This is a genomic window from Bacillus infantis, assembly GCF_020171945.1.
Taxonomy (GTDB): domain Bacteria; phylum Bacillota; class Bacilli; order Bacillales; family Cytobacillaceae; genus Bacillus_AB; species Bacillus_AB infantis_A.
Map to the genome: position 1 here is coordinate 39,135 of NZ_JAIVAP010000005.1, position 19,812 is coordinate 58,946.

General features: G+C 47.4%; 22 protein-coding genes. 21 read left to right on the forward strand and 1 reads right to left on the reverse strand.

Annotation, left to right across the window (positions count from 1 at the left end):
* The first annotated feature begins 202 nt into the window (after positions 1–202).
* The 16 genes from aroC to LCM00_RS09950 all read left to right on the forward strand — a co-directional run bounded on the left by aroC (position 203) and on the right by LCM00_RS09950 (position 15,215).
* A complete protein-coding gene (gene aroC / locus LCM00_RS09875; protein WP_224900903.1) occupies positions 203–1,375 on the forward strand; it encodes a chorismate synthase in 1,173 nt (390 codons plus the stop codon).
* Positions 1,375–2,466 (forward strand): 3-dehydroquinate synthase, encoded by a 1,092-nt coding sequence (gene aroB / locus LCM00_RS09880; protein WP_224900906.1) that lies wholly within the window; start codon positions 1,375–1,377, stop codon positions 2,464–2,466. Before aroC ends, aroB begins: the two co-directional genes overlap by 1 nt.
* On the forward strand, positions 2,463–2,828 hold the full coding sequence (gene aroH, locus LCM00_RS09885; RefSeq protein ID WP_224900909.1) for a chorismate mutase: 366 nt from the start codon (positions 2,463–2,465) through the stop codon (positions 2,826–2,828). Before aroB ends, aroH begins: the two co-directional genes overlap by 4 nt.
* Positions 2,829–2,930: 102 nt before the next feature.
* Positions 2,931–4,031 (forward strand): histidinol-phosphate transaminase, encoded by a 1,101-nt coding sequence (hisC, locus tag LCM00_RS09890; protein WP_224900910.1) that lies wholly within the window; start codon positions 2,931–2,933, stop codon positions 4,029–4,031.
* Positions 4,032–4,086: 55 nt separating this feature from the next.
* Positions 4,087–5,193 carry a prephenate dehydrogenase gene (locus LCM00_RS09895; protein ID WP_224900913.1) on the forward strand — a complete coding sequence of 369 codons (1,107 nt, stop codon included), beginning with the start codon at positions 4,087–4,089 and terminating at the stop codon, positions 5,191–5,193.
* Between the two features lie 27 nt (positions 5,194–5,220).
* The gene (gene aroA / locus LCM00_RS09900; RefSeq protein WP_224900914.1) at positions 5,221–6,510 is read left to right on the forward strand and encodes a 3-phosphoshikimate 1-carboxyvinyltransferase; all 1,290 of its coding nucleotides are present in this window, start codon (positions 5,221–5,223) and stop codon (positions 6,508–6,510) included.
* A 445-nt stretch (positions 6,511–6,955) separates the two neighbouring features.
* Complete coding sequence (locus LCM00_RS09905) at positions 6,956–7,855, forward strand: hypothetical protein (protein WP_224900916.1); 900 nt, start codon at positions 6,956–6,958, stop codon at positions 7,853–7,855.
* A gap of 123 nt (positions 7,856–7,978) precedes the next feature.
* The gene (locus LCM00_RS09910) at positions 7,979–9,244 is read left to right on the forward strand and encodes a tetratricopeptide repeat protein (protein ID WP_224900919.1); all 1,266 of its coding nucleotides are present in this window, start codon (positions 7,979–7,981) and stop codon (positions 9,242–9,244) included.
* Positions 9,245–9,292: 48 nt separating this feature from the next.
* A complete protein-coding gene (locus LCM00_RS09915; protein ID WP_224901498.1) occupies positions 9,293–9,841 on the forward strand; it encodes a ReoY family proteolytic degradation factor in 549 nt (182 codons plus the stop codon).
* A 120-nt stretch (positions 9,842–9,961) separates the two neighbouring features.
* Positions 9,962–10,429, forward strand: a complete 468-nt coding sequence (locus tag LCM00_RS09920) for a YpiF family protein (RefSeq protein WP_224900922.1) — start codon at positions 9,962–9,964, stop codon at positions 10,427–10,429.
* 147 nt (positions 10,430–10,576) lie between these two features.
* The gene (locus tag LCM00_RS09925) at positions 10,577–11,083 is read left to right on the forward strand and encodes a ubiquinol-cytochrome c reductase iron-sulfur subunit (protein ID WP_224900925.1); all 507 of its coding nucleotides are present in this window, start codon (positions 10,577–10,579) and stop codon (positions 11,081–11,083) included.
* Between the two features lie 3 nt (positions 11,084–11,086).
* Positions 11,087–11,761: a menaquinol-cytochrome c reductase cytochrome b subunit gene (gene qcrB / locus LCM00_RS09930; protein ID WP_224900928.1), complete on the forward strand. Its 675-nt coding sequence runs from the start codon at positions 11,087–11,089 to the stop codon at positions 11,759–11,761.
* 45 nt (positions 11,762–11,806) lie between these two features.
* Positions 11,807–12,574, forward strand: a complete 768-nt coding sequence (locus tag LCM00_RS09935; RefSeq protein WP_224900931.1) for a menaquinol-cytochrome c reductase cytochrome b/c subunit — start codon at positions 11,807–11,809, stop codon at positions 12,572–12,574.
* Between the two features lie 257 nt (positions 12,575–12,831).
* Positions 12,832–13,425, forward strand: a complete 594-nt coding sequence (locus LCM00_RS09940; RefSeq protein ID WP_224900934.1) for a lipoprotein heptaprenylglyceryl N-acetyltransferase LhaT — start codon at positions 12,832–12,834, stop codon at positions 13,423–13,425.
* Between the two features lie 244 nt (positions 13,426–13,669).
* Positions 13,670–14,473, forward strand: a complete 804-nt coding sequence (gene ypjB / locus LCM00_RS09945; RefSeq protein ID WP_224900937.1) for a sporulation protein YpjB — start codon at positions 13,670–13,672, stop codon at positions 14,471–14,473.
* A 64-nt stretch (positions 14,474–14,537) separates the two neighbouring features.
* Complete coding sequence (locus tag LCM00_RS09950; RefSeq protein WP_224900939.1) at positions 14,538–15,215, forward strand: zinc metallopeptidase; 678 nt, start codon at positions 14,538–14,540, stop codon at positions 15,213–15,215.
* Positions 15,216–15,280: 65 nt separating this feature from the next.
* Here the strand turns inward: LCM00_RS09950 and LCM00_RS09955 are convergent, their stop codons facing one another.
* Positions 15,281–16,153, reverse strand: a complete 873-nt coding sequence (locus LCM00_RS09955) for a YitT family protein (protein WP_224900941.1) — start codon at positions 16,151–16,153, stop codon at positions 15,281–15,283.
* A gap of 233 nt (positions 16,154–16,386) precedes the next feature.
* Between LCM00_RS09955 and LCM00_RS09960 the strand changes: the two genes are divergently transcribed.
* Genes LCM00_RS09960 through bshA form a run of 5 tightly spaced genes read left to right on the forward strand, consistent with a single transcriptional unit; the run spans position 16,387 to position 19,811 of the window.
* Positions 16,387–16,722, forward strand: a complete 336-nt coding sequence (locus tag LCM00_RS09960; RefSeq protein WP_224900943.1) for a nucleotide pyrophosphohydrolase — start codon at positions 16,387–16,389, stop codon at positions 16,720–16,722.
* 11 nt (positions 16,723–16,733) lie between these two features.
* Entirely contained in the window at positions 16,734–17,534 is an 801-nt protein-coding gene (dapB, locus tag LCM00_RS09965; RefSeq protein WP_224900945.1) for a 4-hydroxy-tetrahydrodipicolinate reductase, read from the forward strand.
* A 14-nt stretch (positions 17,535–17,548) separates the two neighbouring features.
* Complete coding sequence (gene mgsA / locus LCM00_RS09970) at positions 17,549–17,965, forward strand: methylglyoxal synthase (RefSeq protein WP_224900949.1); 417 nt, start codon at positions 17,549–17,551, stop codon at positions 17,963–17,965.
* Positions 17,962–18,678, forward strand: a complete 717-nt coding sequence (gene bshB1, locus LCM00_RS09975) for a bacillithiol biosynthesis deacetylase BshB1 (RefSeq protein WP_224900952.1) — start codon at positions 17,962–17,964, stop codon at positions 18,676–18,678. Before mgsA ends, bshB1 begins: the two co-directional genes overlap by 4 nt.
* Positions 18,675–19,811, forward strand: coding sequence for an N-acetyl-alpha-D-glucosaminyl L-malate synthase BshA (gene bshA / locus LCM00_RS09980; protein ID WP_224900955.1), 1,137 nt, complete (start codon positions 18,675–18,677; stop codon positions 19,809–19,811). Before bshB1 ends, bshA begins: the two co-directional genes overlap by 4 nt.
* Position 19,812 lies beyond the last annotated feature (1 nt).

Sequence of the window (19,812 nt, forward strand, 5' to 3'; positions counted from 1 at the left end):
GCTTATTGCACTTGCTTTTGTGGTGCTGGCGGAGGCATGCTAAAATGGCATCAACGGCAAAACTGGACGGGGTATTGCCGGGAGAGGCCAAAGTGTTTTTTTCGGCAGCTGTCTGAAAAATTCTTAATTTTTGCTATGCTAATGATAGTGCTTGTGATATATTGGTACATAATCCTTTAATGAGTTGAAGGGGGAAAGAGTTTTGAGATACTTAACAGCAGGTGAATCACACGGTCCTCAGCTGACCGTTATTATTGAAGGGCTGCCGGCAGGAATGCCGCTGCTCGAAGAAGATATTAATGCAGAACTGGCCAGAAGGCAGAAAGGCCACGGCCGCGGAAGGCGGATGCAGATTGAAAAGGATACCGTGCAAATTGCCGGGGGTATCCGCCATGGCTACACTTTAGGTTCACCGGTCGCACTTGAAGTAGAGAATAATGACTGGAAGCACTGGACAAAAGTTATGGGCCAGGAGCCTGTTTCTCCTGAAGAAGAAAGCGAAATAAAGAGGAAAATCTCAAGGCCGCGACCAGGTCATGCTGATTTGAACGGTGCCATCAAGTACGGGCACCGCGACATGCGCAATGTATTGGAGCGTTCCTCTGCCAGGGAAACGACCGTCAGGGTGGCAGCCGGAGCTGCAGCTAAGAAGCTGCTTAGTCTCCTGGGAATTGAAATCGCCTCACATGTAGTTGAAATCGGCGGCGTTCAATCTGCCGCTGCTTCATATGAAAACTTAGCCGAAGTGAAAGAAAAAACAGAAAACTCTCCAGTCCGCTGCCTTGATCCGGCAGCAGAGCCAAGGATGATGCAGGCCATCGACGATGCAAAGGCCAATGGCGATTCCATCGGCGGTATTGTCGAGGTAATCGTTGAAGGAATGCCTGCCGGCGTTGGATCATATGTCCATTATGACCGGAAGCTGGATGCAAAGCTGGCTGCTGCCATCGTTAGCATCAATGCATTCAAAGGAGTCGAATTCGGACTGGGCTTTGAAGCGGCGCGCAAGCCTGGAAGCGAGGTCCATGACGAGATAGCCTGGAATAGTGAAGATGGCTATACCAGGAAAACCAATCGCCTTGGAGGATTTGAAGGCGGTATGACTACAGGGATGCCGATTGTAGTAAGAGGTGTAATGAAGCCGATTCCTACCCTGTATAAGCCGCTCCAGAGTGTAGATATCGAAACGAAAGAGCCATTCACTGCAAGCATTGAGCGCTCTGACAGCTGTGCTGTCCCTGCTGCTGCAGTTGTCGCTGAAAATGTTGTTGCCTGGGAGCTGGCCTCCGCTATATGCGGCCAGTTTTATGCAGACAGAATGGATGCTCTGATTGAGAGTGTGAATGCACAGCGGAAATATGCGAGGGAATTTTAATGGAGACCATCACCATTAAAACACATTCGAAAGAATATCCTGTCCTGATCGGCGCCGGGGCTGTGAGAAAACTGGGCGGCTTGCTGCGAGAGAAGCTTCCCGGCCTGACCAGCCTGCTGATTATAACGGATGAGACAGTAGCATCCCTGCATCTTGGCAGGGTGAAAGAAGCCCTTGCTGAATTTAATCCTTCTATACATATTGTTCCAAGCGGGGAAAAAGCAAAAACGTTTGACGTCTATTATGCAGCTTTAACTTCTGCTCTTGAAAAGAAACTCGATAGGAAGTCGGCTGTCATCGCTCTGGGGGGAGGAGCAGTCGGAGATCTCGCCGGCTTTGCTGCAGCTACCTTCATGAGGGGTATCCCGTTCATCCAGGTGCCGACTACCATACTCGCGCATGACAGTGCAGTGGGAGGCAAGGTAGGTATCAACCATCCTGAAGGCAAAAATATGATTGGTGCTTTCCATCAGCCTGAAGCTGTTGTCTATGACCTGGATTTTTTAAAGTCGCTGCCCGATAAGGAAATAAGGTCAGGGTTTGGTGAAGCGGTTAAGCACGCACTTATTAAGGACCATTCTTTTTACAGCTGGCTGTTAGACAATATCCATTCGCTTAAGGATATTAAGGATGAGGAATGGCTGTTCATTCTTTCGAAAGGCATACAGGTGAAAAATGCTTTTGTCTCCGAGGATGAAAAGGAAGCAGGGGTCAGGGCCTTCTTGAATTTTGGCCACACACTCGGGCACGCGATCGAAGCAGAATCAGGATATGGCAATATGACACACGGCGAAGCAGTGGTCATCGGGATGCTGTATGCCCTGGAACTCAGCATGGAAAAATGCGGACTCGATTTTGAACTCGGGCAATTCCGAGACTGGCTGATGGGCCTGGGCTATACCATTTCATTGCCAGCCGGACTTCTTCCTGCAGACCTTTTGTCTCGGATGAAGCAGGATAAGAAGGCAATCGGGCAAGCGGTGAACTTTGTTCTTCTTGATAGTATCGGCCATCCGGTTCTCTCAGAAATCCCTGACGGGGAGCTTATGGGAGCGCTGGAGCAGTTTGCCGTTAAGGGGGCTGAAAAATGATCAGAGGTGTCAGGGGAGCTATTACAGTGCAATCGAACACAGAAGAAGAGATTGCAGCATCAGCAGAGCTCCTGTTAAAGAAAATGATAGATGAAAACAGCATAGCCCCGGAAGATGTTGCTTCTGTTTTCATTTCAGCGACAGATGATATAGACCAGGGGTTCCCTGCCAAAGCAATGCGGACACTTGAGGGCTGGAAGCACGTACCGGTAATGTGCATGCGTGAAATGGCTGTACAGGATGCCCTGCCGCTCTGTATCCGCGTTATGATCCATACAAATACAGAAAAGAGCCAGCAGGAGATCAGCCATGTTTATCTTGGGGGAGCCGTTGTCCTAAGGCCCGACCTGGAAAAGAAATGATTCTGCCTCTCACCAGACAGGCGCGCTTATGATAAAATAAAAGAAAATCTTTATTACTTTAATTAGGTAGCGAAAAGAAGAGTTGGAGGGGCGGTTTATACAATGAAGTGGAAAAAACAATTGCTGGATTTAACACCATACCAGCCAGGCAAATCTATTGAAGATGTAAAAAAACAATATGGGCTTGAAAAGATTGTAAAGCTTGCATCAAATGAGAACCCTTTCGGATGCTCTGAAGAAGCAGCAAAAGCCCTTCAGAAAAGCTCAGGCATTTTTGCAAAATATCCAGATGGATATGCAGGCGAGCTGAGAAGCACTTTGGCTTCCCACCTTGGAACTGAACCAGGACAGCTTATATTCGGCAATGGTTCGGATGAAGTGATCCAGATCATTTCGCGTGCCCTGCTGGGGCCTGGCAGGAGTACGATCATGGCTGCACCGACTTTTCCGCAGTACAAGCACAATGCGGTGATTGAAGGGGCTGAAGTGAAGGAGATCCCCCTGTTAGACGGTGCCCATGATTTAGAGGCGATGCTTGAAGCCATTGATGAAAATACCTCTGTAGTATGGCTCTGCAGCCCGAATAATCCGACCGGGATCTATATAAACGAGAGCAGGCTTGTTTCATTCCTGGAAAAGGTGCCGGAAGATATACTTGTGGTACTTGACGAGGCCTATTGCGAGTATGCAGTCGCTGATGATTACTACCATGCAGTGAGCCTGCTTGAAAAATTCAGCAATCTGATTGTGCTCAGGACCTTCTCAAAGATTTACGGTCTTGCCAGCCTCAGGATCGGGTATGGCATCGCTGGAGAGGATGTCATCAGGGCGCTGGAGCCTGCGAGGGAGCCGTTCAATGTGAATACTTTTGCACAGATGGCTGCGGCTGAAGCGGTTAAGGATCAGAAATATGTTGAAGAATGCCGGAACAGGAACAGAGAGGGGCTGGAACAGTTCTATTCATTTTGCGACCGGGCCGGCCTTAGTTATTATCCGTCCCAGGGCAATTTCATCCTGATTGATTTCAAGCGGGATGCCAATGAAGTTTTTCAATATCTGCTGGAAAAAGGCTATATCGTCCGCTCGGGCGCGGGCCTGGGCTGCCCGCAGTCCATAAGGGTCACGATAGGCTCAAAGGAGCAGAATGAAGAAATCATGGAACTGATCGGCCAATTTTTGGAGGAAACAGCGGCAGCCCTGTAAGGATCAGCACACAAAGGGATAAGAAAAGAGCAGCACGGCAAAGGCGGTGATTTTTATGAAAGGCCGCGTATTCATTATCGGCCTCGGGCTGATAGGCGGTTCACTGGCTCTCGGCATAAAGCGGCAGCATAAAGAAGCATCCATTGCCGGTTTTGATATTAATGCGGAGCAATGCAGGCTCGCAAGGATGCTGGGTGTAATTGATGAAACTGAGGACAGCATTGAAGAAGGGGCGGCAAAGGCGGATGTGATCCTGCTGGCTGCGCCTGTGAAGGTAACTGCCGATATACTTGCCAGACTGGGCAGAATGCAGCTGAAAAAAGGCGTGATTATTTCTGATGCAGGAAGTACAAAGGCAGAAGTCGTTAAAAGTGCTGCAGGCCTTAAAGAAAAGGGAATCGTCTTCATCGGAGGCCATCCTATGGCAGGCTCCCATAAAAGCGGTGTGATCGCAGCGAAGGAAATTTTATTCGAGAACGCATTTTATCTGCTTACGCCAGAGCCCCATGTTAAGGAAAAGGACATCATGGTGCTAAAAGAATGGCTTGCAGGGACAAAAGCAAAATTCATCCAGGTATCACCGGAAGAGCATGATTATCTGACCGGCATCATCAGCCATTTTCCCCATATCATAGCAGCCTCGCTCGTTCATCAGGCTGAAAAGGAAAGCCGCTCACATGAGCTGGTTCCCCGGCTTGCTGCAGGGGGATTCCGTGATATTACAAGGATTGCCTCAAGCAGCCCTGAAATGTGGAGGGATATCCTTCTTGCTAACAAGGAAGTACTCCTGAAGCTTTTGGAAAGCTGGCAGGCGGAAATGGAGCGGGTGGCAGTGATGCTGGAAAATCAAAGCTCTGAGGATATCCGGCAGTATTTTGAGGGCGCCAAGCAATTCAGGGATGACCTGCCCCAGAAGCAAAAGGGTGCAATTCCTGCGTTTTATGATTTATTCGTTGATGTCCCCGACTATCCCGGGGTCATTTCTGAAATCACCGGCTATCTGGCCAAAGCAGAGATCAGCATAACCAATATCAGAATCCTTGAGACAAGGGAGGAGATATACGGTGTGCTTGTGATCAGTTTTCAGACGGAAGAGGACAGGGACCGGGCGGCAGCATGCATTCATCATTATACCGCCTATGAAACCTCTGCCGGGCCGTAATAAGCAATTGACGAAAGGTGATGAAGAATGGAACCAGTTATATTGAAAACAAATACAGGCAGCCTCCGGGGCGAAATTGATATTCCGGGTGATAAATCCGTTTCCCATCGCTCCATCATGTTTGGCGCAATCGCAGAAGGCAGGACTGAAGTAACCAACTTCCTGATGGGGGAGGATTGCTTAAGCACTGTATCATGCTTCCGCAAGCTTGGTGTTTCAATCACAAACGAGGGAGACAAAATGATCATCGATGGAAAAGGCTTTGAAGGGCTTAAGGAGCCGAGTGAAGTTTTGGACGTCGGGAACTCAGGCACTACAATACGGCTTTTGCTTGGCATTCTTGCAGGTCTTCCCATCCATGCCGTTTTGGCTGGCGATGAGTCGATTGCCAAGAGGCCGATGACACGCGTCTCTATCCCTTTATCAGAAATGGGTGCGCAAATAAGAGGGAGAAAAGGCGGAGAATTTACTCCGCTTTCCATCCAGGGCGGCGAGGTGAAGGGCATCCGGTACGAGCTGCCTGTCGCCAGCGCCCAGGTGAAATCTTCCCTTTTGTTTGCCGGTCTCCAGGCAAGCGGGGAAACCATTCTTATAGAACCGGCAAAGACGCGCGACCATACTGAGAGGATGATCCGCCAATTCGGCGGAGAAGTTGTTTCAGAAGGGCGGGAAGTCCGTTTGCACGGCGGGCAGCATCTGAAAGCGGCAAAGGTGCATGTTCCCGGGGATATTTCTTCTGCAGCGTTTTTCCTGTCTGCTGGTGCAATCATTCCCGGCAGTGAAATAGTCCTCAGAAACGTCGGCCTGAATCCGACAAGGACGGGCATTATAGAAGTTCTCCAAAATATGGGGGCTGACATGGCCATTATTCCGTACAATAACGGGAGTGCAGAACCTGCAGGAGATATCACCATCCGATTCTCTCAATTAAAGGGAACGGTCATCGAAGGAGATATCATTCCTAGGCTGATCGACGAAATTCCTATAATCGCGCTTCTGGCAACGCAGGCAGAGGGGCAAACGGTCATTAAAGATGCTGAGGAATTGAAAGTCAAGGAAACCAATCGGATAGATACGGTTGTCAATGAGCTGAAAAAGCTGGGAGCGGATATTGAGGCAACATCTGACGGTATGGTCATCAACGGAAAGACTCCGCTGAAAGGCGGAAATGTTTCCAGCCATGGCGACCACAGAATCGGCATGATGCTCGCCATCGGTGCCGCTATCTGCAGCGGGGAAGTCTCTCTCTCTGGGGCTGAAGCCATTTCAGTTTCCTATCCGGCATTTTTTGACCATCTGGAGTCACTGATCGGATAAGGGGAGGAAGTTAAATACATGGGGGTTCGGGACGACCGGGCCCTTTTTTGCGTGATTTGGGAAATGGCTGGCTGTGGGGTTCCCGTGACAGGTCAGCATTGTGAGCGGGAAGATTGTGATTGGTAAGGTTTAATAATCAATGCATGAGCTGGTAAGTTAGAGGTGAATCATGCATCGAATAGGAGTTAATCAATGCATGAGCTGGTGAAATAGAGCGTAGCCATGGAAGTTAATCAATACATGCTAAAGCGGGTTGGAGGGAAGCCATGTTCTGTTGTTAGAGAAATATTGCTCCTTATTGCTGTAATCCTGGACTGATTTCCCGCAATCTTTCCAGCCTGTCAAAATTTCCTTCCCCATACACCCTCCCAGGCTCAAAATCTTTCAAACATAAATCTAAGATTATTTCATAGCTTGTCATAAGACCATTTAAAAGGGTGGTATTATGGCATATATTATTGAGAATGCCAATATTCTCAAGCAGCAAACACTTCAGAAGGCTTCACTTCTTGTGGAAAGAGGGAAAATAGCCAGCATCAGGGACTCTTTTCCCCGCTATTCGTTCATGAGAATGAATGCGGAAGATTATATTATGGCGCCTGCTCAAGTCATGTATGATCCTGCACCTCCGCTGGACATGCCCTTTTCAGAGCAGAAAAGCTATTTTATCAGCGAAATGCTTATGAAGGGGATCACATCTTTTTTAACTTTTGCGGAAGTGCAGCAGGAATCCCGGCTGTTTTCCCGAATAAAAACCGTAAAGTCAAGTTTGATCAGTTCTCCGGCCGATTATGTGATAGCTGTCAAAGTTCCTGCCAGGCTCTTGTCGCCTTCTTTCATCAGAAAATGCCGGACAGAAAAAATACCGGCCATCTTTGTGGAAGCTGAAAGCAAAGAAGAGCTGTCGGCGGTTCCCTGGGGATGGATAAGGGAAGCTGTTTTTCCATACAATTGCCCGCTTGTGCCTGTTTTCAAAACAGCGGATGCAAAAGGAAAGAAAGCGCTTCAAAACTTCTGGAAGCAGCTGATGCTAAAAGAAAAACTGGTGCACCTCGGGGAAGAACTGCAGGAAAAAATGCCAATCTCCAGAGAGCATCTGGCCCTGATGGGCATCTGCCCCCATAAAGGGGATATCAGGCAAGGAGGGGAAGTAAGCTACAATTTATACGTAAAGGATGGAGGAGACAGAAACATTGAAGAATCGGAGCTCTTTCATTATTATAATCATAGACTTGCCATAACGGCCCATAAGGGAATAATTATCAGGGCAGGCGGATATTTCAGATTCTGTCCGGGCTATGGAGAGCGTGTTATAATAAAGATTCCGGCTTTTTTTACAGTATAACGGACTGGGCAGTCATTTGACCTGAATGCACAAAAAGGCTTCATGCGGAACTTTCCGCCAGCTGAACCCAGCCTGTTTTCAAATGATATCTGCAACCATCTTTAGTCATGAAAGGAAATAACAATGGACAAAGTTAATAAAATAATTTCGCTATTAGAAAATGGACAGCATGAAGAGGCACTTAGGGACTATGCACAGATTCTGGACAGCGGTTCCCATGAGGAAAGATTTGTGCTGGGGGAGGAACTGTTCCAGCTTGGATTGCTTGAGGAATCAAAGGCACTGATTGAAAGGCTGCTTGAATCTTATCCGGATGAAGGCGAACTGCTTGTCCTCCTGGCTGAGCTTCATATTGATCTCGCGAATGAAGAGGAAGCCATGCTCGTCCTTGAGAGGATTTCTGAGAAAGACCCAAGCTATCCGCAGGCATTGCTCCTTTTAGCTGATCTGTACCAGATGGAGGGCTTATATGAAGTGAGCGAGCAGAAGCTTTTAAAGGCTAAGTCCATTCTGGATGAAGAGGTCATCATTGATTTTGCACTTGGTGAATTATATCTGGAGCAAGGGAAATTCATAGAAGCAATAAAGTCATATGAGAAAGTTCTTGAATCAAGCCAGGAAATTGCCGGAACAAATGTGAATCAGAGAATGGCCGAGGCACTCAGTGCCGGCGGGGCATTTGAGGAAGCGATCCCGTTTTATGAAAAGGCACTTGAAGCCAGGCTGGAGATCAATACCCTTTTCAGCTACGCATTCACCGCCCTGCAGGCTGGGAACCACAGGACTGCCATCGAGAAGTTCAGAGAAGTGAAGGAGCTTGATCCTGAATACCATTCCCTGTATCTTCATCTCGCACGGGCCTATGAGCGTGAAGAAGAGCTGGAAAACAGCTTTGAGGCAGTCCAGGAAGGAATCAAGCATGATGAATTCAATAAGGATCTGTTCTTCTATGGCGGCAGGCTTGCTTTGAAGCTTGCACGCGAAAACGAGGCAGAGGACATGCTGCGTATGGCACTCGTCCTGGATCCTGAGTTCACCGAAGCGGCTTTGACACTCAACAAGCTTTTCATCAAGCAGGAAAGGTACCGTGATGTTCTTGACATCGTGGACACGATGGAAGCACAGGAAGAGGAAGAGCCCCAGTTCCTTTGGGACGCAGCATCCGCCCTTCAGGAGCTTGAAGAATATTCCCTGGCATTAAACAAATACCAGCAAGCATATACTTATTTTAAAGAACAGTCAGACTTTCTGTCAGACTATGGATATTTTCTGATGGAGGAAGGAAAATGGGCAGAGGCTGCCGAAATTTTTAAGAAACTGCTTGAGCAGGATCCAAGCAACGAAGAATATCTCGATATTGTCCAGAGGCTTAGCGGCGATCTGATGTAAGAAAAGGCATAACAAAAATTCAGTTGCAAGCAGAGGAGGGAACAAATGGTGGCGACCCCTGTATCTGTCAGCGAGAAAAAAGATTTTATCCGCTGGTTCTTAAACCATTATCAATTGAAACGGCGCGAATGCGTTTGGATTTTAAATTATTTGATGAGCCATGACCAGCTTATGGAACGGGTGCATTTTGTGGAGCAGGCACAATATTGTCCAAGAGGCCTCGTGATGTCAACTCATTGCGTTGATGAAGTCCCTTTCCGTTTTTACAAAGAGAATGTCATGACAACAGATGCCGAGAAATCATTCCATGATATCAGGCTGAACAGGGAGGAAGATATCTTCATCCAGCTCAATTTTCATGCCTCCAACAAAGCCCATCAGTATGCGGCTGTACTTGAGGAAAATCCGTTCATGCCAAAGACCCTCCAGGTCAGCGAGAAGGACCGTTTGATCGCAGAACGCTTCCTTTCAGAAAGCCTGGCTAAGTTTCAAAGAGAAAAACTGATGCAGCTGATCGATGAATCACTGGATAAAGGCGATAAAGAAACATTTAAGCACCTTACTGAAAAACTGAAGATGATTATGGTGAAAGCATAAAAGAATAGTTGGACTGATCAAGGGGGCATCCGGGCGGGTGCCCCTTTAGCAATGCTTTCGGCAGCAGCAGGAAGTTATGGTAAAATAATGAGGCAAGCTATACGATTTGGAGTGGTGAAAATGAAGTGGATTCCGCAGGATATTGAAATGTATTTAAAATCAAAAGAGTATGTTGACACGGCTGTCATCCCGCTTTTGCCCGTGACATTCACAGAGGATATGAAGCAGGCTGCCTCGATGGCTGAATTTGTCACATTGCTTTCTTATCAGATGGAAAGGCAGTTTAAAGGAAGGCTTATGATGCTGCCGGGCTTTTCCTACCTTAAATCTGACTCTGGCCTTTATGAGCATCTCGGAGAGCTTAAGAAATGGGAGTCCGCTGTCCTGGAAAGCGGCTTCAAGCATGTGTTCTATCTGACCTCGGACAGCGGGTGGAAAATGGCTGAAGGGGAGCTTGGGGGATCTCTGCTCTGGCTGCCATCCCTGCCATTGGAGCATATGGACGATACCTACAGAAACTCTGTACTGGAAGACCAGGTCAAGCAGCTGATGAATTTATTAGTACAAAAATGGCAGGCTGGTGAATAATTCCTGAAAAACCGCCGCGACCAGCCGGTTTGCCTACAGATTTTATTGACCTTGTCTAAAGATTGATATATCATTGTTATGTCCTAGTTTTATATTGTGTAGAATTTTGTCCGTTGGACTTGATTTCATGATAGAGGGGGGAAATGTATGAGCAAACATCGTGTTTCAAGACGTCAATTCCTGAACTATACACTTACTGGTGTAGGCGGTTTCATGGCGGCCGGCATGCTGATGCCGATGGTCCGTTTTGCAGTGGATCCTATACTGCAGAAAAGCGAGGGAGGAGACTTCATTCCGACACCGCAAAAAGTAAGCGAAATCACTGCTGAACCTACTCGGGTCGACTTTAAATTCGAACAGCAGGATGCCTGGTATTCTTCTGAGGTATCGAATACAGCGTGGGTTTATAAGGATGAAAACGGGGAGATCGTTGCCTTATCTCCTATCTGTAAGCATTTGGGCTGCGTTGTTGACTGGAACAAAGACAAGGCGAATCCAGACCACTTCTACTGCCCATGCCATGGCGGGCTTTATACGAAGGATGGAACAAACGTGCCTGGAACACCGCCGGCAGCACCGCTGGACGTGTATCCTACAAAAGAAAAAGATGGTTTCCTATTATTAGGAAAAGCAGAACCGCGAAAGGGGGCGTAATAAGTGTTAAACAAAATTTATGACTGGGTCGATGAGCGTTTGGATATTACGCCTTTGTGGCGGGATATTGCAGACCATGAAGTACCTGAGCACGTAAACCCTGCCCATCATTTTTCGGCTTTCGTTTACTGCTTTGGAGGTTTGACCTTCTTCATCACAGTGATCCAGATTTTATCCGGTATGTTCCTGACCATGTATTATGTGCCGGATATTAAGAATGCCTGGGAATCTGTCTATTATCTGCAAAATCAGGTTGCTTTCGGGCAGATTGTCCGCGGCATGCACCACTGGGGTGCGAGCCTGGTCATCGTAATGATGTTCCTACATACGTTACGTGTTTTCTTCCAAGGGGCTTACAAGAAGCCTCGTGAGCTGAACTGGGTTGTCGGAGTGCTTATTTTCTTCGTCATGCTGGCGCTCGGCCTGACAGGCTATCTTCTTCCTTGGGATATGAAAGCGTTATTTGCAACCAAAGTTACACTTCAAATCGTTGAATCCACACCGCTTATCGGCGACCAGCTGAAAGCGCTGATGGCTGGCAGCACTGACATTGTCGGAGCCCAGACGATCACACGATTCTTTGCGATCCATGTATTCTTCCTGCCTGGAGCTCTCCTGGGATTGATGGGTGCCCACTTCCTGATGATCCGTAAGCAGGGTATTTCTGGACCGTTGTAAAAATTCAACTTCATTACTGCTAACTGAAAAGGAGGGGAATGCTCAATGCATCGTGGAAAAGGTATGAAGTTTGTAGGCGACTCCCGTGTCCCTGTAAACCGTAAACCGAATATTCCGAAAGACTACTCGGAGTACCCTGGCAAAACGGAAGCATTCTGGCCCAACTTCCTATTGAAGGAATGGATGGTCGGCGCCGTTTTCCTGATCGGATATCTATGTTTGACCATCGCTCACCCGTCTCCGCTTGAAAAAATAGCAGATCCGAGCGATACAGCATATATTCCGCTTCCAGACTGGTATTTCTTGTTCTTATACCAACTATTAAAGTACAGCTATGCTTCAGGACCATATAATGTCATCGGGGCATTTATCATTCCTGGATTGGCTTTCGGAGCGCTGATGCTTGCTCCATTCATCGACCGCGGCCCTGAGAGGCGCCCATCGAAGCGTCCTCTGGCAACAGGCTTCATGCTGCTTGCCATTGCCGGCATCTTCTATCTTACTTGGGAATCTGTGGCGAACCATGACTGGGAAGCTGCAGAGCAGCAAGGTAAGATCGTTGCTGAAGCGGAAATCGATAAAGAAGCAGAAGGCTATAAGATTTATGAAGCGCAAGGCTGCATCAGCTGCCATGGCGGTGAATTGGCAGGTGGAGCCGGTGCTCCGGCCCTGATCGATACTGGCCTTTCTCCTGAAGAAGTGGCGAAAATCGCTAAAGAAGGTAAAGGTGCCATGCCTGCGGGAATCTTTAAAGGAACTGACGAAGAGCTTCAGAAGCTTTCTGAGTTCATTTCAAGCATTGAAAGTAAATAATAGAAGAGAAGCCGGTATATTGCCGGCTTCTTTTTTCTTTTATTTATGCAATTTTAAACAGCCATTTAGATAATAATAGTCTTTGTCTATTATCCTGCTGCTGTTAAGGGGAAAATACATCTGCGGGCACACTTATCCGGCAGGTCACAATTAAGGCCAGTCTAAGACAGCTGCAGCACGTTATAGCGGAAAGTTCCCCCCTTTATTTTCCTCTGTGATAAAATATAGCCATAATGATAGAGAGAAGAGGGTATGGTATGAAGTGGATTTATCCTATTTTGGGGAACCGCTCGGTATTATGGCTGCTCCTTGTGGTCAATATTGCCGGAACGGTGTATGGGTATTACTGGTACGGATGGCAGCTGAAGGATACACCGCCGCATTTTTTGGCGTTTGTACCTGATAGTCCGACGGCCAGCTTGTTTTTTTGTTTTGTCCTTGCTGCCTTCCTGATGCGAAGGAACTGGCCCCTTTTAGAGGCTTTGGCAGCTGTGACGCTTTTTAAATACGGTGTCTGGGCAGTAGTTATGAATCTGCTTGTGTATAAAGTGACTGGGGAACTCGATCCTATTGCCTTGATGCTGATCGGATCCCACGCTGCGATGGCAATCCAGGGAATCTTGTATTCGCCCTTTTACCGCATCAAGTGGATTCATCTGATTATTGCTGCCGTATGGACGCTCCATAATGATGTCATTGACTATGTATTTTTTATGCTTCCGCGTTATCCTGTGCTGAACTTATATACACCGGAGATTGGCTATTTTACTTTTTGGCTGAGTATATTCTCCCTGTTCCTTGTGTACTGGTTCTCCATCAGGCCCGGCCGCACAAAATTGACGATTGAGTAGGCTTCCATTTTGGAAGCCTTCTTTCTTAGGTTTTGTTAGTGTTTCATGCTGATTTTGGGATCATGGGTGTAAAACTCCATTTTACACATCTTCAGCTGTTGGGATAAGCCAGCTGAATGACAAAACAACAGCAAAGCTTAACATGGCTATTCCTAAAATTGATCCCTGCCAAGCACGAACTTTTGGTCTAACCTTGTCCAACCTCTCATACATTTTTAATAGTAATTGCAGGGGGGGGACAATATTGAAAGCAAAAATTGCCGTATCCATGTTTTTGATCTATCTTTTAATGCCTTTTTCCATATATGCATATGCAGAGCAGCCTTCCTCTTCGATGGACAAACTTGACATGCTCTCTGATGAAGCTCTTCAGATGGTCAAAATCCAAAAATACGAAGAGGCAAAAAAGATACTGGATTATTTTTCGGACCAGTTTCTGTCCGGGAATGTACAGGCCAGGCCGTTCAATATGGATGAGCTTAGAATCGTTTCCAATGCTCATGATGAAGCAGTGGAAGCAGCGGCCAGCATTGATATGAACCATAAAGAGCGGATGAATAGAGTAACAAGGTTCAGGCTGGTTATTGATGCAATCGCCTCCAGCAGGCAGCCCTTATGGACGGAAATGGAGGATCCGATCATGGATGTGTTCGGGGGGATGAAGGAGGCTGCCCATGCAGGCGACAGCGAGGCTTTCCATTCAGGCCTGAATTCCTTTTTGACCTTATACAGCGTCATCTACCCTGCCCTTAAAGTCGACCTTGAGGCAGACAGGCTTCAGCAGCTGGATACCAGGGTCAATTTCATAGACCATTACCGGCCGCAGGTGGTGAGCCAGACCTCGAGCCAGCAGGAGTTGGATGCCCTTGAAGCAGATTTATCCTCGCTTTTTGATGAAATGACTGACGACGAGGCCGATCCTTCGCTCTGGTGGGTCATTATTTCTACAGGAAGCATCATCATCCTTACATTATCTTATGTCGGCTGGAGAAAATATAAGGGTGACCAGGACAAAGAGAAGAGCAGAAAAAGAGAGCTAAAAAATTGACACCATTCAGCAGAAAAAATACAATAGATTAAATTACAGCAGAGAGATGAATGGGAGGAATTACATGGATTTCCTGATATACTTTGCAATCATCATCCTCGTGCCGATCTGGGCGCAGTTCAAGGTAAAAGGCACCTATAACAAATATTCCAGGGTACCAGCTTCTTCACATATGAGGGGTGCCGAGGTTGCAAGAAGGATCCTGGATTCCAACGGATTGTATAATGTCAATGTTGAGGAAACGAGGGGACATCTGACAGACCATTATGATCCCCGGACCAAGACGGTGAGGCTTTCGTCGCAGAACTTCCATGGCCATTCTGTCGCTGCAGCTGCAATAGCTGCCCATGAGGTTGGCCATGCCATGCAGGACCAGCAGGATTACGCATTCCTCCGGGTCCGCCATTCGCTGGTGCCGATTGCGAGCATTGGTTCGAATTTTTCCTGGGTGCTGATCATGGTAGGTATTTTTGCTGAGCTGAGCGGCCTTCTCCTTTTGGGGATCATCTTCATGGCGGCGGCCGTCCTCTTCCAGGTGGTTACCCTCCCGGTTGAGTTCAATGCTTCGAACAGGGCAATGGATCAAGTCGTCTCACTCGGTGTCATCCGCAATGATGAGGAAAGGGAAACGAAGAAGGTCCTCAACGCTGCTGCCCTGACCTATGTGGCAGCCGCTGCAGTTGCGGTTCTGGAGCTATTGCGCTTGATCATGATCTTTACAGGCATGCAAAGGCAGGATTAAGAAATTAAGAAACCAGCCATTCAGGCTGGTTTTCTTTATTCTTGTGAGCAGCGCGCTCCGCTTTTCTAATGCTCAATCGGCTTCTTATTTTCGTCCAATGTAAATCCTTCGCCGAGGACATCGTGAACGACGCTGACTGTGACAAAGGCATGCGGATCGACGGAGGTGATCACGTTTTTCAGCCGCACGATTTCATTTTTGCCGACTACGCAGTAAAGGACTTCCCGGTCCTGTTTGGTGAAGGAGCCGTGCCCCTTCAGGACCGTCACCCCGCGATCCATTTCCTTCAAGATCCTGCTGGCGATGGCTTCGTTCTGATCCGATATGATCATTGCACCTCTTGCGGCGTAGGCGCCTTCCTGCATAAAATCGATCACCCGGGCACCTACGAATACAGCGACAAGTGTGTACATCGCTTCCTGGTACGTCAGATAGAAAATGAGCGATAATGTAATGACGCAGGCATCGAAAAGAAACATTGTTTTTCCCATGCTCCAGCCTATATATTTATGGGCCAGCCTTGCTATGATATCGACTCCGCCGGTTGTTCCGCCGAAACGGAAAATGATGCCGAGGCCAATGCCGATGAAAACACCGGCAAAAAGAGCAGCAAGAGTAAGGTCTTCTTTCAGCGGCATGTCAATCATATAGCGCTGAAAGATCCAAAGAAAAAGGGAAACACTGAACGTGCCGATCATGGTGTAATAAAAGGAATTCCTGCCGAGCAATTTCCAGCCTATAAAGAATAATGGTATATTTAACAATAAGTTCGTATAGGAGGGATCCCATTCAAATAGGAAAAAAAGGAGCAGGGTAATGCCGGTGAAACCGCCTTCGGCCAAGTTGTTCTGCATATTAAAATGAACAATTCCAAAAGAAAAGATTGCTGAACCCAGCAGGATGAATAATATATTCTTGATTTTTAATCCGTTTTGCACTTTTTTCCCTCTTTTCCTGTTTTTATCACCATAAGATTATATAAAATAAAAGATGACAGAGCAATAATGAACCGGAAAGAACAGCAGCTGCCTCACGGTCAAAAATATTTGTAAAAAGCTGTTCTGTTAGGCTAACATGATAGAGAAAAAGCATCTATTGTCTATAAGATAAGCCTAATTTGCTGCTTTATGCAAAAGGCTCAGGAAGGCGGAAGTTGAGGTGACTATTCCAGATGGAATCAAATCTTAAAACGATGAAAGATCTCCAGGCTGAGGTTGATGAATACATAAGCCAATTTAAAGAAGGATATTTCAGTCCGCTCGCCATGCTTGCACGGATGACGGAAGAGCTGGGTGAACTGTCCAGGGAAGTGAATCACCATTACGGGGAAAAGCCAAAGAAATCGACAGAAGAAGACAATACCATTGAAAATGAGCTGGGGGATATGCTGTTTGTCCTTATCTGCTTTGCCAATTCAATGAATATTGATCTGCAGGAAGCCCATGACAGGGTAATGAATAAATTTAATACGCGGGACAAAGACCGCTGGACAAGAATTGAAGAGTAGGAGAGATTCTGATGGATAAGATAAAAATTGTGATTGCGGGGCCGCGCGGCCGGATGGGAAGGGAAGCCGTTCAGCTTGTGCTGAATACCGGCCATTTCTCCCTTCAAGCGGTGGTAGACCATAAATTCGAAGGGAAAATGCTCAGTGACCTTGATGGATTCACTGGAACAGATGTACCGATTTATACAGACCTGGCCAATTGTCTGGGGCAGACAGAAGCTGATGTACTGATCGACCTTACAACCCCAGAGGCAGGCATGCACCATGCAAGGACTGCCCTTTCATTTGGAGTAAGGCCTGTGGTCGGGACGACCGGCTTCAGCAGGGAAGATCTGAAAGAACTGGAAGAAACATGCCGGGAAAAAGAATTGGGATGCATCATCGCCCCGAACTTCGCCCTGGGTGCTGTCTTAATGATGAAGTTTTCACAGATGGCAGCCCGCTATTTCAGTGATGTGGAGATCATTGAGCTGCATCATGACCAGAAGCTTGACGCTCCGTCAGGTACAGCTGTGAAAACAGCAGAAATGATGGCTGAAGCAAGGGATGCAAAAGGGCAGGGGCATCCAGACGAAAAAGAAACGCTGGCTGGGGCGAGGGGTGCTGATTACGAGGGGATGCGCATTCATTCAGTCCGCCTTCCTGGTCTGATTGCCCATCAGCAGGTGATGTTCGGGTCAGATGGCCAGACCCTGTCGATCAGGCATGACTCATATAACCGGGCCTCTTTCATGTCCGGTGTGAAGCTTGCTGTAGAGACTGTTATGAAAACAGACCTCTTTGTCTACGGACTTGAAAATATCATGGAATAAAGGGAGGGGCTATGATGAACATCGCTTTGATTGCACACGATAAAAAGAAAGATGATATCATCCGCTTTGCAACAGCCTACAAAGATATTCTGGCGGGACACTCCCTTTTTGCGACAGGGACGACCGGCTCAAGGATCATGGAATCAACAGGCCTTGCAATTACCCGCTTTCAATCAGGCCCGCTCGGCGGGGACCAGGAAATCGGGGCACTGATTGCCAATAAGAAAATGGATCTCGTATTCTTCTTCAGGGATCCGCTGACTGTACAGCCGCATGAGCCGGATGTTTCAGCATTGGTCCGCCTGTGTGATGTATATTCAATCCCGCTGGCCACCAATATGGGTACTGCTGAGCTGCTTGTAAAGGGCCTGGAAAGAGGCGACCTGGACTGGAGGAAAATTGTGAAGAGCGAAGACGGTGAGGTTCTATGATAGAGGATAAATTGGATATCCTTGCTTTTGGCGCCCATTCCGACGATGTAGAAATCGGGATGGGAGGGTCGCTTGCCAAGTATGCAGCTGAAGGAAAAAAGATTGGCATCTGCGACCTCACTGGTGCGGAGCTTTCGTCTAACGGAACTGTAGAAACCAGGAAAAAAGAGGCGGAAAGGGCAGCCGGCATCCTGGGTGTTTCTGTCAGGGAAAACCTTGGACTGCCAGACAGGGGGCTGCTGCTGAATGAACAGGCTATTACTGCTGTCGCGAGGATAATCAGGACTTACAGGCCAGCTGTCATCTTTGCGCCATATTTTGAAGACAGGCATCCAGATCATGGCAACTGTGCAAAAATCGTGGAAGAAGCCGCATTTTCAGCAGGCATCCGCAGGGCAGACCCTGAAAGCGGATTAGCCCCGCACAAAGTAAACGGGCTTCATTTCTATATGATCAACGGCTTCCATCAGCCTGATTTTATCATTGATGTGTCAGATTATATGGACAAAAAGCTTGCGAGCCTGAGGGCGTATGAGAGCCAGTTTGTCAGGACGGAGGATTCAGCAGACACTCCGCTTGTAAATGGCTATATCGAAAATGTAGAAGCAAGGGAAAGGCTGTATGGGAGAGAAGCGGGAGTAGAATACGCTGAAGGCTTCATATCTAAAAAGCCGGTACTAATACATAAAGATTTATTGGGTGGAGAAGCATGACAAGAAAATTAAAAATCGGGATCACCTGCTATCCGACAGTCGGTGGATCAGGGGTCGTCGCTACAGAGCTTGGAAAGCTCCTTGCCGAAAGAGGGCATGAAATACATTTTATTTCTTCCAGCCTTCCTTTCAGGCTGAATCGGATGTATCATAATATATTTTATCACCAGGTGGAAGTGAGCCAGTATTCTGTTTTCCAATATCCGCCGTATGATATTGCCCTGGCCAGCAAGATGGCTGAGGTGATCAACAGGGAAAAGCTTGATCTGATGCATGTCCACTATGCTGTTCCCCATGCTGTATGTGCAATCCTTGCCAAGCAGATGAGCGGACGCGATGTGAAAATTGCCACTACGCTTCATGGCACAGATATCACTGTCCTTGGATATGAGCCGTCACTGAAAGACAGCATCCGCTTTGGGATCGAAAAGTCTGACAGGGTGACAGCTGTTTCCAAATCTCTTATATCACAAACAAATGATTTGATACATCCTGAAAAAGAAATTCAGGCTGTCTATAATTTCATAGACCATAGAGTATACCAGAAAACTGACTCTGATCATCTGAAAAAAGAATATGGGATAGCTGAAGAAGAAAAAACGGTCATCCATGTCTCTAACTTTCGTGCAGTCAAAAGAGTGCAGGATGTTGTAAAGGTGTTTGCCAGGATTGCGTCGGAAATGCCTGCCAAGCTCCTCCTCGTCGGCGACGGTCCGGAAATGTCCAATGTCTGCAAGCTGGTCAAAGAGCTCGGGCTGAAGGAGAAGGTGCTGTTTCTCGGGAAGCAGGATAAAGTGGAAGAGCTTTATTCCATCAGCGACCTGATGCTCCTCCTTTCTGAAAAAGAAAGCTTCGGCCTGGTGGCGCTTGAGGCCATGGCGTGCGGTGTTCCCTGCATAGGGACAGATATCGGGGGAATCCCTGAAGTGATCTCAGACGGCGAAACAGGATATATCTGCAGACTTGGCGATATCGGGAGCATGGCAGAAAAAGCAGCCGGGCTGCTGGCGGATGCAGATAAGCATGCAAGCTTTTCACATCGGGCAGTAGAGACTGCAAGGGAAAAGTTCAGCGCCGAACAAATAGTCAGCGAGTATGAGAGGCTTTATTTTGAAATGTTAAATGAGGGATAAT

Coding starts and splice junctions, on each gene's coding strand:
- aroH (WP_224900909.1), top strand. CDS start 2,463: ATGATCAGAGGTGTCAGGGGAGCTATTACAGTGCAATCGAACACAGAA.
- LCM00_RS09960 (WP_224900943.1), top strand. CDS start 16,387: ATGGAATCAAATCTTAAAACGATGAAAGATCTCCAGGCTGAGGTTGAT.
- LCM00_RS09940 (WP_224900934.1), top strand. CDS start 12,832: ATGAAGTGGATTTATCCTATTTTGGGGAACCGCTCGGTATTATGGCTG.
- LCM00_RS09950 (WP_224900939.1), top strand. CDS start 14,538: ATGGATTTCCTGATATACTTTGCAATCATCATCCTCGTGCCGATCTGG.
- dapB (WP_224900945.1), top strand. CDS start 16,734: ATGGATAAGATAAAAATTGTGATTGCGGGGCCGCGCGGCCGGATGGGA.
- LCM00_RS09895 (WP_224900913.1), top strand. CDS start 4,087: ATGAAAGGCCGCGTATTCATTATCGGCCTCGGGCTGATAGGCGGTTCA.
- aroB (WP_224900906.1), top strand. CDS start 1,375: ATGGAGACCATCACCATTAAAACACATTCGAAAGAATATCCTGTCCTG.
- LCM00_RS09905 (WP_224900916.1), top strand. CDS start 6,956: ATGGCATATATTATTGAGAATGCCAATATTCTCAAGCAGCAAACACTT.
- LCM00_RS09920 (WP_224900922.1), top strand. CDS start 9,962: ATGAAGTGGATTCCGCAGGATATTGAAATGTATTTAAAATCAAAAGAG.
- LCM00_RS09935 (WP_224900931.1), top strand. CDS start 11,807: ATGCATCGTGGAAAAGGTATGAAGTTTGTAGGCGACTCCCGTGTCCCT.
- LCM00_RS09925 (WP_224900925.1), top strand. CDS start 10,577: ATGAGCAAACATCGTGTTTCAAGACGTCAATTCCTGAACTATACACTT.
- hisC (WP_224900910.1), top strand. CDS start 2,931: ATGAAGTGGAAAAAACAATTGCTGGATTTAACACCATACCAGCCAGGC.
- LCM00_RS09910 (WP_224900919.1), top strand. CDS start 7,979: ATGGACAAAGTTAATAAAATAATTTCGCTATTAGAAAATGGACAGCAT.
- mgsA (WP_224900949.1), top strand. CDS start 17,549: ATGAACATCGCTTTGATTGCACACGATAAAAAGAAAGATGATATCATC.
- bshA (WP_224900955.1), top strand. CDS start 18,675: ATGACAAGAAAATTAAAAATCGGGATCACCTGCTATCCGACAGTCGGT.
- bshB1 (WP_224900952.1), top strand. CDS start 17,962: ATGATAGAGGATAAATTGGATATCCTTGCTTTTGGCGCCCATTCCGAC.
- aroA (WP_224900914.1), top strand. CDS start 5,221: ATGGAACCAGTTATATTGAAAACAAATACAGGCAGCCTCCGGGGCGAA.